The organism is Mulberry dwarf phytoplasma (assembly GCF_056504655.1).
In genome coordinates this window covers 111,704-126,394 of sequence record NZ_CM151418.1, presented here as the reverse complement: position 1 = coordinate 126,394, position 14,691 = coordinate 111,704, and the positions used below count along the sequence as shown (strand labels likewise).

Annotated in this window: 14 protein-coding genes and 1 pseudogene; 1 reads left to right on the top strand and 14 read right to left on the bottom strand. The window is 27.7% G+C overall.

The window, feature by feature from the left end; genetic code table 11:
* Positions 1–71 precede the first annotated feature (71 nt).
* From JAHGCCOI_RS00640 to JAHGCCOI_RS00625, 4 genes and pseudogenes are all read right to left on the bottom strand, one after another.
* Positions 72–1,829: a DUF2963 domain-containing protein gene (locus JAHGCCOI_RS00640; protein WP_479492123.1), complete on the bottom strand. Its 1,758-nt coding sequence runs from the start codon at positions 1,827–1,829 to the stop codon at positions 72–74.
* Positions 1,823–2,035: a hypothetical protein gene (locus tag JAHGCCOI_RS00635; protein ID WP_227807313.1), complete on the bottom strand. Its 213-nt coding sequence runs from the start codon at positions 2,033–2,035 to the stop codon at positions 1,823–1,825. Before JAHGCCOI_RS00635 ends, JAHGCCOI_RS00640 begins: the two co-directional genes overlap by 7 nt.
* Positions 2,036–2,150: 115 nt before the next feature.
* Positions 2,151–2,531 (bottom strand): hypothetical protein, encoded by a 381-nt coding sequence (locus JAHGCCOI_RS00630; RefSeq protein WP_479492122.1) that lies wholly within the window; start codon positions 2,529–2,531, stop codon positions 2,151–2,153.
* A 39-nt stretch (positions 2,532–2,570) separates the two neighbouring features.
* Positions 2,571–3,029 (bottom strand): annotated as a pseudogene (locus tag JAHGCCOI_RS00625) (sigma-70 family RNA polymerase sigma factor); the annotation flags it as partial.
* A 152-nt stretch (positions 3,030–3,181) separates the two neighbouring features.
* Between JAHGCCOI_RS00625 and JAHGCCOI_RS00620 the strand changes: the two are divergent.
* A complete protein-coding gene (locus JAHGCCOI_RS00620; RefSeq protein WP_334199042.1) occupies positions 3,182–3,367 on the top strand; it encodes a hypothetical protein in 186 nt (61 codons plus the stop codon).
* A 131-nt stretch (positions 3,368–3,498) separates the two neighbouring features.
* On the opposite strand, the gene JAHGCCOI_RS00615 is transcribed toward JAHGCCOI_RS00620, so the two are convergent.
* From JAHGCCOI_RS00615 to JAHGCCOI_RS00570, 10 genes are all read right to left on the bottom strand, one after another.
* The gene (locus JAHGCCOI_RS00615) at positions 3,499–5,157 is read right to left on the bottom strand and encodes a DEAD/DEAH box helicase (RefSeq protein ID WP_479492121.1); all 1,659 of its coding nucleotides are present in this window, start codon (positions 5,155–5,157) and stop codon (positions 3,499–3,501) included.
* A gap of 1,089 nt (positions 5,158–6,246) precedes the next feature.
* A complete protein-coding gene (locus JAHGCCOI_RS00610) occupies positions 6,247–7,188 on the bottom strand; it encodes an IS3 family transposase (RefSeq protein ID WP_479492250.1) in 942 nt (313 codons plus the stop codon).
* Between the two features lie 991 nt (positions 7,189–8,179).
* Complete coding sequence (locus tag JAHGCCOI_RS00605; RefSeq protein WP_479492120.1) at positions 8,180–8,575, bottom strand: DUF2963 domain-containing protein; 396 nt, start codon at positions 8,573–8,575, stop codon at positions 8,180–8,182.
* The gene (locus tag JAHGCCOI_RS00600) at positions 8,569–8,772 is read right to left on the bottom strand and encodes a hypothetical protein (protein ID WP_479492119.1); all 204 of its coding nucleotides are present in this window, start codon (positions 8,770–8,772) and stop codon (positions 8,569–8,571) included. Before JAHGCCOI_RS00600 ends, JAHGCCOI_RS00605 begins: the two co-directional genes overlap by 7 nt.
* A gap of 23 nt (positions 8,773–8,795) precedes the next feature.
* Complete coding sequence (locus JAHGCCOI_RS00595) at positions 8,796–9,308, bottom strand: N-6 DNA methylase (protein WP_479492118.1); 513 nt, start codon at positions 9,306–9,308, stop codon at positions 8,796–8,798.
* Between the two features lie 351 nt (positions 9,309–9,659).
* A complete protein-coding gene (locus JAHGCCOI_RS00590) occupies positions 9,660–10,748 on the bottom strand; it encodes a hypothetical protein (RefSeq protein WP_479492117.1) in 1,089 nt (362 codons plus the stop codon).
* Positions 10,749–10,850: 102 nt separating this feature from the next.
* Positions 10,851–12,482 (bottom strand): DNA double-strand break repair protein Rad50, encoded by a 1,632-nt coding sequence (locus JAHGCCOI_RS00585; protein ID WP_479492116.1) that lies wholly within the window; start codon positions 12,480–12,482, stop codon positions 10,851–10,853.
* 2 nt (positions 12,483–12,484) lie between these two features.
* Positions 12,485–13,681, bottom strand: a complete 1,197-nt coding sequence (locus JAHGCCOI_RS00580; RefSeq protein WP_479492115.1) for an AAA family ATPase — start codon at positions 13,679–13,681, stop codon at positions 12,485–12,487.
* 58 nt (positions 13,682–13,739) lie between these two features.
* Positions 13,740–14,357: a hypothetical protein gene (locus JAHGCCOI_RS00575; protein ID WP_479491968.1), complete on the bottom strand. Its 618-nt coding sequence runs from the start codon at positions 14,355–14,357 to the stop codon at positions 13,740–13,742.
* Positions 14,358–14,359: 2 nt separating this feature from the next.
* Entirely contained in the window at positions 14,360–14,680 is a 321-nt protein-coding gene (locus tag JAHGCCOI_RS00570) for a hypothetical protein (protein WP_227806987.1), read from the bottom strand.
* Positions 14,681–14,691 lie beyond the last annotated feature (11 nt).

Genomic DNA, 14,691 nt, shown 5'->3' with positions numbered 1-14,691 from the left:
TCTTAATATTTTTTTGATTTTAACAAAAAACCCCCAAAATGAAAAAAGACCTTCATTATAAGGTCTTAATATCAATTAATATTTATTTCTTGAGGTTTTTTGGGTGGCGGAGTGGTGCCATAAAAATTATAAAAAGTAATGTTTGAGCCAACACAGTTAATCCCATTAATGTACCAATCATCTATGAAAAATCCTGGAACATAATGATATTGACAACTTTCCCCTTTTTGATTATAAATGCCCCTTGATGAACGACCAAATTTATCTCTTATTTCTCCAGATGAATAAGAAATGCCAGGTTTGATGTAACATTGGTTTAACCAATTAACATATTCAGAAATATAATTATCAAAAATACGCAATTTTGGTTCTACATCTTTACAAGAAATAATAAATTTTTCCTTTTCGGTTTCAAAAATATTTATAAGTTGGTGAGGTTCACACGATATAGTCTCTTTTCTATTTGAAGCTATTAACAATTCGTTTTCTACTCTACCAGTTTGGTGTATAAATTCACCTTCATAATCAAATAAATTATTATCTCTTTTCCATGTTCGAATGGCTTGGTAAGGATCAATAGCATCAGGTAATTCGATGCTTTTAATTCTTTTTTGGGTGCTAAAAGTGAAAAGATAAACATTTTTAGCACCATTTGATAATTCCAGCAAATCTTCAATGGTGTAATTTTGTTCGGGGAGGAGGCGAATTCCATCATCGAAATAAATAGCCTCAACTTCCAAAAGATTATCTCCACCTAAAGGGAAAGGAACAACCAAACCAGTGTTAGGAGTGGCGTTATAACAACCTAATTTAATTAGTTTGGGTTTTTGGATGATTTTCTGTTGGATTAAGTAACCATTAATCACTTCTTCTTTACTTTGGTCAACAAAGAGATTGATGTTGATTAATTCCACATTGACCTTTTCTTGCTGAGTTTTTTGTTGAGCATCCCAAAAAACAAAAACTTCTTCAATAGCTATTTCGTATTTTAAAAGGTCTTCTAAGGTGTGTTTTTTGTTTGCAGCAGGATATTTAATATTAAAGGGATTAGAGCGGGGTTTAAAATAGACACCCATGAGTCCTTCTGGTGGATCTTTGATATGCCAGTAAAAAATACTATCATTGTTAGAATTATAAGAAGGAGTGTTAAAGTTATCATATGCGATAACATCACTTTTAATCCCAACATATTTTAAAATTTCAGGAATACTTTCTTTGGATAAAACGCTGATATCATACCTTTTCATTTTAGGTTGGAAGGTTAACCACTCTTCTTGAAGGGTTTTATAATCAGCTAGTTTTATAGTTGATTTGGTTTGTCGATGGAAAAAGGAACGCCCGAGGGTTTTACTTGGAGATTGTTTGCTCTGCTTGATTACGTTGCCTGTTTGGTGGTTGTACTCGTTGATGTAGTTGATTGTACCGTCTGAGTTGTATGTGGTACCCTTGATTTTCTTCCCTGTTTGGTAGTTGTACTCGTTGATGAAGTCAATTGTACCGTCAGATTTGTATAAGGTATACTTGATTCTATTCCCTGTTTGGGGATCGTACTCGCTGATGAAGTCAATTGTACCGTCAGAATTGTATGCGGTACCCTTGATTTTATTCCCTGTTTGGGGATCGCACTCGTTGATGAAGTCAATTGTTCCGTCAGAATTGTATGAGGTATACTTGATTCTATTCCCTGTTTGGGGGTCGTACTCGCTGATGGACTTGATTTTACCGTCGGGGTAGTATGAGATTTGCGCGGCGAAGGTTAAAGGAATAAAACTTAAAAGACCACACACCACCATCATAATGAGCTTCCTAATTTTGAGATTTTTTAACATAATCGCGAATTCCTAATTGTTATTTTTTTAACAGCGTTATTATATTTGTCGATGGGTTTCTTGGTGGGGGTTTGGTAATCTGCTAATTTAATTTTGCTTTTGGTTTGATTATGAAAAAAAGAAGAATGAGAATTGATGGAAAGGACAAAATTGAAATTAATAATTAATAACATAATTATTAATTTTTTTAAGTCTTGTTTATTCATTTAAAATTATTTCCTTTCTTTTTTAATTTTTTGTTTAATTTGGTTATTTTTGGGTATAAAAAAAGACTCTCATAGAGAGAGTCTATTAAAATTTAATTGTATTTTGAATTTTATATTAATGCAATAATTTATTTTTTCTTTGTATTTCCTTTATGGTTTGGATCATAGGCGATAATAACAAAATATTTACAACAGTTATACCATAAACGCGTTCTTGCAAATTAAGAGATATTTGAAAAATAGGTTCATCTTCAGAAAGGTTAACGGCACGAGCAAACCCTTTTCGAGAAAGGGTGCTAGGTTGGACTACATGATATCTAGGACCTTTATTATGCGATTTTTTGATTTGATGCCATGTATACTCAATATATTTATTTAAAGGTGCGATAACTTTTTCTAAAACTTCTTTAAAACCTTTTATTGTTTTAAAACTTGAAATATCTGTTAAATTTTGATCGAATCGATAACGAAAAAGATTATTAACTGTTTGTTCCATATTAACAAATGTGTTTGGTGTTTTTAGAAAAATATTCTAAAATATCTTTGTTTTTAATAATGTTTTTAGACCAATCGGAAACAATTCGTGATTAACTTGGGTTAACCAAATTTGATGAGGGGTTAGATTGTTGATATTAATAGTTTGAGGTTGTGTTTCTTCAAAAGGAATATTACTTACTTGTTTTTCTTTCCGAAAAACATGTATGGAAGTAGAAGTAGCTTGTAGACCTCTAATAAGTTCTGTGATTTTACCTTTAATTGTTGGGGTAGCATAGACAATAAAATCACATCCTAAATCTTGGTAATTATTTAAAGCTTTGATTAGACCTAAAATTCCTTCTTGGTATAAATCTTCTCTTTGAAGTGCTTTAGGGAAATATTTAAATTGTTTAACTATTTTTTTTACTAATGGTAAATGCATTTCGATTAATTGATCGCGAATTGTTAAATTGTTTTTACTTTTTAAAAAATCTTTAAATAATTTTTGTCTTAACATTTTATTCCTTTCTAAAAATATTTTTAGAAAAGATAAGAAATTATTTTTTTAGTCTTGAAAAGAAAAAAAGACTAACTTAATAGTTAGTCTTAAAGAATTTTTAAAAAGTAAAAAGTTGTCCAAAGTTTTGGAACACCTCAGGTATTGCTAAAATGATAGAAGTAATTGATTTAGCAACTAACCTTAATTTGATTCAAAAAAGTGGTTCTTGGTATAGTTTTAAAGATGAAAAAATTGGTCAAGGAACAGAAAGTGTTAAAAAATATTTAACTAATAATCCTAAAATTTATAATCATTTGGTTGCTGAAATTAAAAAAAGATATAATATTAGCAATTAATCTAAATTATTAATTGAAATTAATTGATTTTTTATTTTTATTTTAAATTATGCAAATATAAGAAAAAGCTAGCTTGTTGAAGCTAGCTTTTTTGTTATTATTAAATTATTATTTTGTTAATTTATTAGTTTTTAATCTTTTTTGTTAAGAATTAAAGTTTTGTTTTGGAAACGAATATTAGTTTTGTTTTTCATTTGATTCCAAAAACGACTTGCTACTTCAAAAATAGTTTCGTGAGTTAAGTGTTTGATATTGCCAATATTTTTGCCATAAATTTGGAAATGATCTTTTAATAATTTTAATAATATTGGAGGATTAATATTGTCTTTTTTGCCTAAATTAATAATTACTTCTATAAAGTTGCTATTTGCTCTTTGGTAAGAGTTATTGCCGTAAGAGTTGTTAGAACCATAAGAACCAAATCTAGATTCGCCAACAAAACGTGATCTGGTAAAAGAATTGTTAGTAGTCATTTTTGGAGGAAGGATGTCAGTGTAATTTCTTTCTTTTGGTAAAAAGTTTTTCAATAATCCTTGGATAATTTGTTCAGAAGAAAAAGTTTCTAATAACTTTTGTGCTAATGGATTTGGAGTAGCGTCTTCGTTGTTTTTTTCAATGATGTTTAATAGCTTTTTTTCTAAATCTTTGGCATTTTGTAATTTGATGCTTTGAACAGAAGGAATATCTAGTAAAGTAATTTTTTCTTTTAAGTAGTATTCTAATTTTTTAAGTTGGCTTGCTTTTCTTGGGCTAATTAAACTGTAAGCTAAACCTTTTTTGCCAGCTCTTCCAGTTCTTCCGATACGGTGAACATAAACTTCGTCTTCGTGTGGTAAGTCATAGTTAATTACCATTTTGATGTCAGAAATGTCAAGTCCTCTTGCAGCTACATCAGTTGCAATTAAGATTTTGATTTTGCCTTTACGGAAATTATTCATTACATATTGTCTTTGATTTTGTTTTAAATCGCCGTGAACTGCATCAGCTAAAAAGCCTTTGTCTTGAAGGTAGGCTGTAATTTCGTCAACATCTTTTTTAGTGTTTGCAAATAAGATAGCTGAATAGTCTTTTTTTAAGTCTAGTAAACGTACTAATAATTTAGCTTTGTCAACTTCTTTTACTAAAAAGTAATTTTGTTCGATTGCATTAACTGCAATGTTTTTAACAGGAACTTGTAGGATTTTAGTGTCTTTTTGGTATTTGCTTGCTATTTTTTTAATAAATGGAGGTAGAGTTGCTGAGAATAAAACAGTTTGTCTTTCTTCTGGAATCTTTTTTAAGATTGTTTCTAAGGCTTCTTGGAATCCCATTTTTAACATTTCATCTGCTTCGTCAAGAGTTAGAATTTTTAGTGCTGAGAGGTCGATTTTACCTCTTTCTAGATGGTCAATTGCACGTCCAGGAGTAGCAATAATTAAATGAGGTTTAGCTTCTAGGGCTCTAAATTGTTTGGTGTAAGATTCACCACCATAAACAACAGCGATTTTTATTTCTTGATAAAATCTTAGTAATTTTTTTAATTCTTCGTATACTTGGAGAGTTAATTCTCTAGTAGGGCATAAAATTAAACTTTGAGTTTTTTGGATTTTTGGTTCAATTTTTTCGATAATGGGAATACCAAAAGCAAAAGTTTTTCCTGTTCCTGTTTGAGCTTGTCCAATTACGTCGTGTCCTTTTATAATTTCTGGAATTACTAAGGCCTGAATTGGAGTAGCATCAATAAAATTGAGTTCTTTTAAAGCTTTTTTAGTTTGCTCTAAAATAGGTAATTGTTCGAATAAAGTATTCATAAATTCCTCATCTTTCTTTTTAATTTAAAAATTAAATTATACAGATATAAATATAAAATGTTTGCTAAGTGCACAAAAACACTAAAACCTTTTTATAAGATATTTTTAAACCTTTTATGATTTCAAGTTATTGTTTGGAGTTGCTAAATAATTAATAATCTTGAAAAAAGGAATCATTTTAAAAACTATCAACTGTGTATTTGCTGTCATTTTTACTTTCAGTAAAAAAAGTTGTAAGACTTAATATTTTTAGTTAAGACCCTAATAAAAAGTATTTTGATATTTTGTTTTTATAACAATTATAATTGGAGTAATAATTTTATTTATGAAATAAAGTTAAATAATTGTTCAAAAGTAAAAAGTTACACTAATTTATAATAGTTTTTTGATTTGTAACATTTAATAATTTTTTACTGCATCTTTAATATTATACTTTATTATACTTGTAAATTAATAAAAAAACAACTATGTTGGAATTAAAAGTGTCTTTTTGTTGCTTTTATTATGTATTTGTTGAAATATTGGAGGTAATAAATAAAAATAAGACTCTCAATAAATGAGAGTCTTATTTAGTATATTTGATTATAAAAGTTTATCTATTTCTTCTTTAGTGATTGTTTCTTGTTCTAATAATAAATTAGTAATTTGATCTAATAAGTCTTTATTTTGTGAAATAATTTCTTTTGCTTTAGTATAAAACATTTTGCAATAATTTTTTTGATTTCTAAATCTATTGCTGTTTGAGGTGTTCCGTTTTTTTAGACACTTTTTTATTTCAAAATTACTCTTTAAGACTTAAAATTAAATAGATAATTTCATATCTTTTCAAACTAACAAAGTAATTTCATTACACTTAAAAAGTGTCTAATGTTTTTTAATAATTTGCTAGTTTCAAAAGATATTTTTTTTAAATATTTTTATCCCTACACTATATATATAGGTCGAAAAAATGAAAAACTCACCATAAAAACGACATGGGTTTCATTTTTTTACACAATAATGCGGAATTTTTGATTTTTATAGAAAAAAATGTACAACAAAACAACCTTTTTCCAAAGGTTATAATTTTATATATCCATAATTAAATATTTATCTAAAAGTTTGAAAGTATTGCAAAGGAGATAAATTGTTTAATTTAGTTAATAACCATTTATTATTCCAAAAAGAAGGGAATTGGTTGATAATTTTTTTGATTTTACTTGGTGTTTTTTGGAATAAAAAGGGATGTTGGTTGGATAAAATACTTTTCATCTGGCCAAAAAGATTTTCAATGACAGCGTTATCACGTGGGGTTGCTTTACGAGACATACTAATTAAAAACCCTTTTTTAGTTAAAACTTTTTGTACTTTTAGAGATTGATAAACTTTACCTTGGTCTGAATGAATAATACAAGGGGTTTTTAAAGTAGGAATTTTTTTGATTGTATTTAAAATTAATTCTTTATTTTGTCGGTTTGAAGTGTGGGAGGCAATAATTTGATTATTAAAAGAATCAATAATACACGAAAAATAAATAAATCCTTGGGGAGTGGGAAAATAAGTAATATCGGTAAATAGTTTTTTCATGGGTTGGGAGGTAGTAAAGTTTTGATTAATTAAATTTGGGACTACTTTGAGGTTAGATTCTAAATTTTTATAATAATATTTATTTTTTTTAGGCCTTAACTTACAACAAATATTATTTTCTTTCATGATAAGATAAACTTTTTTCTTAGTAATAAATTCATTAAAAATTTCTTGGTATAAATCAGTAATTTTACGATGACCGTAAAAATATTCATGTTGTAAACATAAAGTTTGAATACGTTGTTGTTGCAAAAAATGTTTTGTTTCTTTTAATTTTAACTTTTTTTCAATTTTTAGCCAATAATAATAAGTACTTCGATTAATACGAATTGTTTTTAAAATGGTAGTTAAATTGAGATCTTTGACAAATTGTTTAACCAGTTTAAAAACTATTTTTTTATTAATAGTTTGAATGTGAGAAACCATATTTTGTAATAATTTTAATTTTTTCTTTAATTTTTGCATCATTAACCCCAATTATCTTAATATTTTTTATTCATTACAAAAATAATTATAACTAAAAAATGCATTAAAAATTAATTTTAAAATATATTTATTAAATTATTATATAATATGATTAGTATTCTAAGACGAGCAGAGCGAACTAGGCGGTCAGCCGAAGTACATTACAATTAACTATTACCCCCTTTCTTATGAAGTCCCCTTTGGGGATTTAGGGGGTATTTTAATTTGACCGTTAAATTTTTTAATTTGACGGGCACCTGGTTAGATAATATATTTTATCTAAACATTATATGTCATGATATAATATAATAAATTTATTATTTATAATTAAATATAAAAACCTATCAAGGGTTTTTATATTTAATTATTATCTTTAATATTATTATTATCTTTAATATTAAAGATAATAATAATATTAAAGATACATACTTCTTATTAGGTTAAACCCGAATTAAGTATTATCTATCACAACCCAATTCAAAACAGCCTTGGAGGGCTTTTTGAATTGGTGTTTATGTTTACCCACGGGTTAACCTAATAAGAAGTATGTACAATATATATATAGGTCGAAAAAAATGAAAAACTCACCATAAAAACGACATGGGTTTCATTTTTTTACACAATAATGCGGAGTTTTTGATTTTAGGTCGGTTATGCTATATAATTACAGGGTTAAATGGCAAATTGCTTACCATAAACACTAGCGATTTTTCCTGGAAGAGACAAAAAAATGAAAAAAAGTTGTCAAAAAACGATCAAAAAAATCTCCCTTAAAAATAAAAAAATGACCCCTCATTTGAGGGGGTCTAAATTAGGTTAAAAAAATGATCCGTTTAAATTTATGCCAAAATTGTAAAAATTAAAAGTGAGTGTTTTCCTAAGTTTTTGAGGACTGCTTTTTCAAGAAATTGAATTTAAGGGGGGTATAAATTAAGACTAGGGTTATTTACCCTAATTGGATTTAAATCAAAGCGAGAGGGGTATTTCTGAATCAAGGGGTCCGCTTGATTTCCTCCCCTGTTTGGGGGTCGTACTCGTTGATGTAGTTGATTGTACCGTCAGAATTGTATGAGGTCCGCTTGATTACCTTCTCTGTTTGGGGGTCGTACTCGCTGATGAAGTAGATTTTACCGTCAGAATTGTATAAGGTATACTTGATTCCATTCCCTGTTTGGGGGTCGAACTCGTAGATGGAGTCAATTGTACCGTCAGAATTGTATAAGGTATACTTGATTCTATTCCCTGTTTGGGGATCGTACTCGCTGATGGACTTAATTTTACCGTCGGGGTAGTATGAGATTTGCGCGGCGAAGGTTAAAGTAATAAAACTTAAAAGACCACACACCACCATCATAATGAGCTTCCTAATTTTGAGATTTTTTAACATAATCGCGAATCCCTAATTGTTATTTTTTTAACAGCGTTATTATATTTGTCGATGGGTTTCTTGGTGGGGGTTTGGTAATCTGCTAATTTAATTTTTTGCATTTGTAATTTCAATTTATCTATTTCTTTTTTATTTGTTGGTTTTTCTTTAGGTTTATGTTGATTCTTATTTATTCTTAATTTTTCGGAACTAGCCATAATAATACAAAATTCTCCTTTTATTATGATAATAAAAAATAATGTGGTTTGATATTTTTAATATTGAAAACTAAAATCTCTGCATGAAAAATAACATTTTCAAAAATATTTTTAGGCAAAGAAATAATGGAAGTAATTTCTGGATAGGTTTTATTTGTTAATTTTTGCCATCGTTTACTGGTCATAGTTAAGTTAAGTCTAAATCCATAAAGCGTAAACATAACGATAGGTATATCATTTCCAAACAAATTAATAGCTTTATTTAACCAAACTTCTGGTAATAAAGGTCTTCCGTTGTAATTATTTTTGATATATTCTTTTGTTTCTAAGGAAATATTAAAAGGTGGATTAAAAATTACTAAAGAAGGTTTAGTGTTATTTAAATCTTGAAAAGATAATTCTAAATAATTTTTAACAATTGTTTTTGGAAATCCTTGGTTTTTAATATCAACACCTTTAACTTCCCAATTATTTTTTTTCCATGGTTCAAGTAATGAACCTTTCCCTACGCAAGGGTCGAAAATATAACCTTGCAAAATTGTTTTATGTAAAATATTATAAAGATAATTTGAAACACATTGAGGAGTGTATATTGTTGATTTTTTCGGTTTTTTAAAAAAATATTACGATCTATTCTATACATTGTTTATACCAAATTTCAGCCCTTGTGTTGCATCTGAACGATAACGTCTGTTTTTCATATACTTTAATCCTTTCTTGTTGTTTTTATTTAATTTTAATATTTGATAAATTAATAAAATAGTTTTAGTTCTATTGGTAAGTTTATTTTATTATATATAGTTCCTAAACAAATAAATAAAACTAATTTTTGATAAGTGGAATTGTTTTTTTAATTTAAACATTAATTTATAACTCCTTTAATTTTTTTATCCCTCGTCTGAGGTGATGTTATAGAGGGATTTAAGGTCGGTGATTATTTGGTTTTGGTAAACTTTTTGAGATTTATCATAATTACATTCCAATGACTCTTTTAGTTTGACAGCGCAAGATAACATATCTTCATACTTTTTTTGGGCGGCTTCTAAATCTTTGATTTGGGTTGAAACTTGTGCTATTTGTTCCATTATTTCTCTTCGTTCGCCTTGTAATTTAGAGATTAGTGCTTGTAATTTATCAATTTCAGGATTATTATAAATTGATATTCCTTGAGTTTGTAATTGCGTTTTTTTATTTTGTAATTGTGATTTTACTTGATTGATTTCTTGTACTTTGTCATCGTGATTTTTTTGTAAATTAGTTTGTTGAGACTTTAATGAAGGAAATTTATCTTGAATTTCTTTAATTTTGCGAACAAAATCATCACATTCTTCTTGATATTCATCGATCCATGGGTTCCATTTTTGTTTCATCTTTTTTAAACTATTAATTAACTCGTCTCTTTGTTGATTGATTTTTGATTTTTCTTCTTGGGAAAGATTATTTGGTAATAAAGATTTGTCATCGGTTCCTGAAAGAATATAAGCTTTGATTTTGTCAAAATTAGTTGGTGAAATAATTTTTTTATATAAAAAATTATGAGGTAATTTATTATATGTATTTGTTAAATTTTCTATATCTTTTTTTAAATATTCGATATATTGTTTTTCCACAAATTCTTCTTGGTCTTTTTTAGAAAAACTATTAAAAATACCACTTTTTCGACAACTATTAATAACATTTTCTTTGATACAATTATTTTTTTTTAAAATTTCTAATATTTCTTTTTTTAAATCTTCTCTACATAAAGGGTTAGAAGAAATATCATTTAATTTATTTTTTTCTCTTTCTCTCAAATCAATTAATTCTTTAATAACTTTTGTACTTGGATTTTTTTTAAAAAATTCTGAATTAGGATCTTCTTGTTGTTCTTGTTTTAAAGAATTATTGGTCTTGTAATAAATACCAATACCAACAATAACTGCGATAATAATGATTATAATTACTAAACATTTTTTAAAAAAATTATTATTATTCATAAATTTCATTTCCTTTCCGATAATAGTGATTATTATCAAATATTGAAATATGAATATATCACTATTATACAACTTTATTTTTTAAATGTTTTAAAAAAATAATTATTTATTTGGAATCATAACCATTTCAGGTATTTTAGGACGACGTTTTTCTTCGTAGCGTTTTTGGGCGCGAGCATAACTAGGATTTTTTTGTTTTAATTCTTCTTTTGCGTTTTCGATTTTGGCAACTTTATTTTCGTGAAGTTCGCGGAGTTCATCTTCTTCTTGTTTTAATTTTTGTACGTTTTCTCCTGAAACTTCTTTTAGGTTATCTTTTAATTCTTCATTGATTTTGACGTATTCATTGATCCAGTCCTTCCATTCTTGTTTGATTTTTTCGCCATGTTTTTCATTTTGGTCTTCCCAGTTCCTTAACTCCTCTTTAATAGAAACTTCATTGTTAGATTTTTGATATTCCTCTTTTTTCTTTTCGTAATCTTTGTAGTCAGCGTCAAGTTTGGCTAAATCATGGTCAATATCTCGAGTATACATTTCTAAAGCTTCTTTGGTAATCATTGGTGGATGTTCTTTGTTTTCATTAACTACTTCATTATACATATGCCATAAACGATGGCCTTCGTGAAGAACTAAAGTAGCTTTAGTCGCACCTTGTGCGAATCTTCTAGTAACGCTCGCAGTTTTACCTAATATTTTCAATCCGTATTTAGCGGGGATTAAGTCAGTAACTTTATCAAAAGCTTTAAAAGCGGCTTTAGTTACGTTACCAAAACTAAATTCGTTTTCTTTTTCATAAGTTTGCATGCGGGTATACATTTCTTGATATTTTTCTTTTAGGTGTTGATAAAATTCTTGTTCTTTTTTAATTTGTTTCATTTTTTCGTTAATTTCATCAATGTTTTTTTGAATTTCAGCTTTACGTTGTTCTTCGGTTGTAATAATTGTTGATAGTTTTTTAAATTTTTCTGATAATTTATCGAGCGATTGGATTAATCCTTTTTTAAATTCTTCGGCACGACCTAGTTGTTCTGTTAGAGATTCTTGTTTGTTTTCTAATTTGCCGATTTGGGTTGAAACTTGTGCTATTTGTTCCATTATTTCTCTTCGTTCGCCTTGTAATTTAGAGATTAGAGCTTGTAATCTAATTTTGTCATCAGGGGATGCTGATTTTTCTTCTTCTTGTTTTTGTTTAATTTCTTTTTCTTTAGCTTCTTTGGCTTGTTCTAATTGTAAAAGTTTACCTCTTAAGATAGTGATATTTTCGGTATTTTTACTTAATTTTTCTTTTATTTCTTTAATTTTTCCTTCGTTTCTATCCAATGCCTCTTTGATTTTATCTTTGGCTTCTTGAATTATTTCTTTTTGTTCGTAAAGGTCTTTGAGTTCTTTTTCACATTTTTCTAATTCTTTTTCCCAATCTTTTTTTAAACCATTGTAGTTATTAATTGTGTCATCGTATTTTTTAATTGCTCCATCAATTTTTTCAATTAATTGACCTGTGTATTTAGATGATGGTTCAGTTTTATGAAAGAAAGATAAGTAAAGAAAACTGAATAAGGCAAGAATAATTAAAAAGTAAATTAAATAACTTTTTAGGGTTGTGGTGTTTTGATTGTGAAAAAATTTGTTTTTGATGAAACAAAAAAGGCCAAAAACAGTAGTAGCAAGCAAAACCCATGTTAAATAAGATTTTAAATTAATAAAACCTTTCAGTACGTCTAATGGTGATATCATATTTATTCACCTCCTTTCGGGGTTAGATTGTTTTCAATTTGGTCTAATAAAGTGGTATCTGGTGAAATAATCAATTGATAAGCCTGTTTTAAATCTTCTTTGTTAATTTCATTTCTTTTGTTTTCACCTTTACCACGGTTTTTGGCAAAAATACTAACAGTAGTTTTTAATAAGTTTTCTAAGGTACGATTAGTTTTTAAGAATTGTTTATTTTGTGGTAAGTTTTCTAAAGCTTCGTTAATAACTTCAAATAAATACTGTTTTGTTTCTTCACTGTAAGGATTTTTTCTTTTCTTAATTAAGAATTCTAGCATTTGTTGTCGTTCAGTTTTATTTCCTGGTTTTAATTCGATATTGTACGCAAAACGGGATTTAATCGCTTCATCAATCAGATGGTATTGGTTTGTTGCCCCAATGACAAAAATTGGTTTTTCAGGGTTATTATCCATCGAAGTCATTTCCATTTTGAATTGGTTTACAACATTTGCGATTTCTGAATCTGCTTCTAACATACTTAAATCAGTAAAAATAGTTTCACATTCATCTAAAAAGATGATCGCCCCATTACACTCTTCTGCAGCAATTCTTGCATCAGTGAATAAATCTTTTACCATTTGTGGCGCTACCCCTTTATACTTTTGGGAAAAAAGGGAACTATTAACTTCAAAGAATGGTAAATTGGTTTCTTTGGCAAGTGCTCTTGCTAAAGTGGTTTTACCTGTTCCAGGGCAACCATACATTAAAATTCCTAGGGGTGATTCAACTTCGCCAATACCTTGGTAGTTTTCAGGGTTTTTTAAATAATCAATAAATCCTTGAACTGCTTGTAATTCTTCTTTAAAACCGATTAATTTGTCAAAACCTATAAATTTTTGAGAGTCAGCAGGTTGAAAAACAACTCCTTCTGAATTTAATTGTTTTGGGTTTGTTGAAGAATTATTATCAATTTCTTCAGTTTGTTCTTTCTTTTTGGTTTCTGCTTGTTGTAATTCTTGCTTTAATATATTTTTTTGTTCTTCACTTAAAGTTTGGGTGGCTTCTAATTTATTTTTAAAAGAAATAATTTCTTTTTCGGTTTGACTTAAAGTTTGGTGATGAATCCAGACATAAGTTGCTAACCAAAATAAAAGAAACAAAATGATGATTGTCATTGCTTTTAAGAAAAGTGGTTGGGTGGAAGTTTGGTTTTTGGTTTTCATAATTTATTTCCTTTCTAAAATAAGACTAAGTTTTCTTAACTTAGTCTTATTTTTTTATTTAAACTAAATTTTCAATTTTGGTGTTTAGAGTGGTGCCACTACCGCTAAGTGCGTTTCCATTTTTATCCACTAATTCATAGTCAAGAACTAAGGTTAATTGTGGATTTGTTGCTTGAACAAAATCGTTTTGTTCTAATTTAATTTGAATATTGATATTGCATTTGCCATCATTATCGTTAACCATTTGTTTGCGATTGGTGTCATCATAGAGTGTGTTATTATTTTTAACTTCTAAGTTAAAGAGTGATTCAGGATTTAAAAAAGTGTTATGAGTGTCATATTTTGGAGTTATTTTTAGATATAAAGGAACACTAATGTCAAATCCATTTGTTTTCAAAATGGCTTGATGATTGATAGTCACTGTGTGATGAAATTTATTTGGATTTAAATTAGGCATAGGTAAAGGGATAAGGGTTTTATCTTCATTATTACCGCTTACTCTATTTACTTCAAATAAAGGGGCATCATTTTTACTCATTAATTTAATGTTTTCTTGTCTTTGGCGTGAGAAATAATTTACAAGTGCAAGGCAAGAATTAATTGCAAAACAAGAACAAATTAAAATTGTCAGGACAATTATAATTTTGATATTTTGATTTTGGTTTGTTTTTTTCATGATTATTTACCTCCTAAGGTTGATTTAATGATATCAATTAAATTATTTATACCTGTGGTTAACCAAGGGATTTGGTTTTGGTAATAAATAACGTTGACATGTAAAATAAAATATAAAACGATAGTTAAATTTATAAATGATTTTAATAAATTGCTTTTGTTGTTATTGGAAGTTGTTTGAGTTGGTTGTTTTTCTGGGGTGGTTGGTACTTTTACTACCATTGTTTTACTTGGTGGACTTGATTTTGAATTTATTACTTTTTTATTTTTTAATTCGGTTGATTTTTTATTTGTTTTTTTGGTTTGTATTATTTTTTTGATCATGTTTTTTCTCC

Excerpts from the sequence above, each read along its gene's own strand:
- JAHGCCOI_RS00590 (WP_479492117.1), bottom strand. The coding sequence starts at position 10,748 with ATGAATAATAATAATTTTTTTAAAAAATGTTTAGTAATTATAATCATT.
- JAHGCCOI_RS00585 (WP_479492116.1), bottom strand. The coding sequence starts at position 12,482 with ATGATATCACCATTAGACGTACTGAAAGGTTTTATTAATTTAAAATCT.
- JAHGCCOI_RS00635 (WP_227807313.1), bottom strand. The coding sequence starts at position 2,035 with ATGAATAAACAAGACTTAAAAAAATTAATAATTATGTTATTAATTATT.
- JAHGCCOI_RS00570 (WP_227806987.1), bottom strand. The coding sequence starts at position 14,680 with ATGATCAAAAAAATAATACAAACCAAAAAAACAAATAAAAAATCAACC.
- JAHGCCOI_RS00615 (WP_479492121.1), bottom strand. The coding sequence starts at position 5,157 with ATGAATACTTTATTCGAACAATTACCTATTTTAGAGCAAACTAAAAAA.
- JAHGCCOI_RS00580 (WP_479492115.1), bottom strand. The coding sequence starts at position 13,681 with ATGAAAACCAAAAACCAAACTTCCACCCAACCACTTTTCTTAAAAGCA.
- JAHGCCOI_RS00605 (WP_479492120.1), bottom strand. The coding sequence starts at position 8,575 with ATGTTAAAAAATCTCAAAATTAGGAAGCTCATTATGATGGTGGTGTGT.
- JAHGCCOI_RS00600 (WP_479492119.1), bottom strand. The coding sequence starts at position 8,772 with ATGGCTAGTTCCGAAAAATTAAGAATAAATAAGAATCAACATAAACCT.
- JAHGCCOI_RS00610 (WP_479492250.1), bottom strand. The coding sequence starts at position 7,188 with ATGCAAAAATTAAAGAAAAAATTAAAATTATTACAAAATATGGTTTCT.
- JAHGCCOI_RS00575 (WP_479491968.1), bottom strand. The coding sequence starts at position 14,357 with ATGAAAAAAACAAACCAAAATCAAAATATCAAAATTATAATTGTCCTG.
- JAHGCCOI_RS00640 (WP_479492123.1), bottom strand. The coding sequence starts at position 1,829 with ATGTTAAAAAATCTCAAAATTAGGAAGCTCATTATGATGGTGGTGTGT.
- JAHGCCOI_RS00630 (WP_479492122.1), bottom strand. The coding sequence starts at position 2,531 with ATGGAACAAACAGTTAATAATCTTTTTCGTTATCGATTCGATCAAAAT.
- JAHGCCOI_RS00620 (WP_334199042.1), top strand. The coding sequence starts at position 3,182 with ATGATAGAAGTAATTGATTTAGCAACTAACCTTAATTTGATTCAAAAA.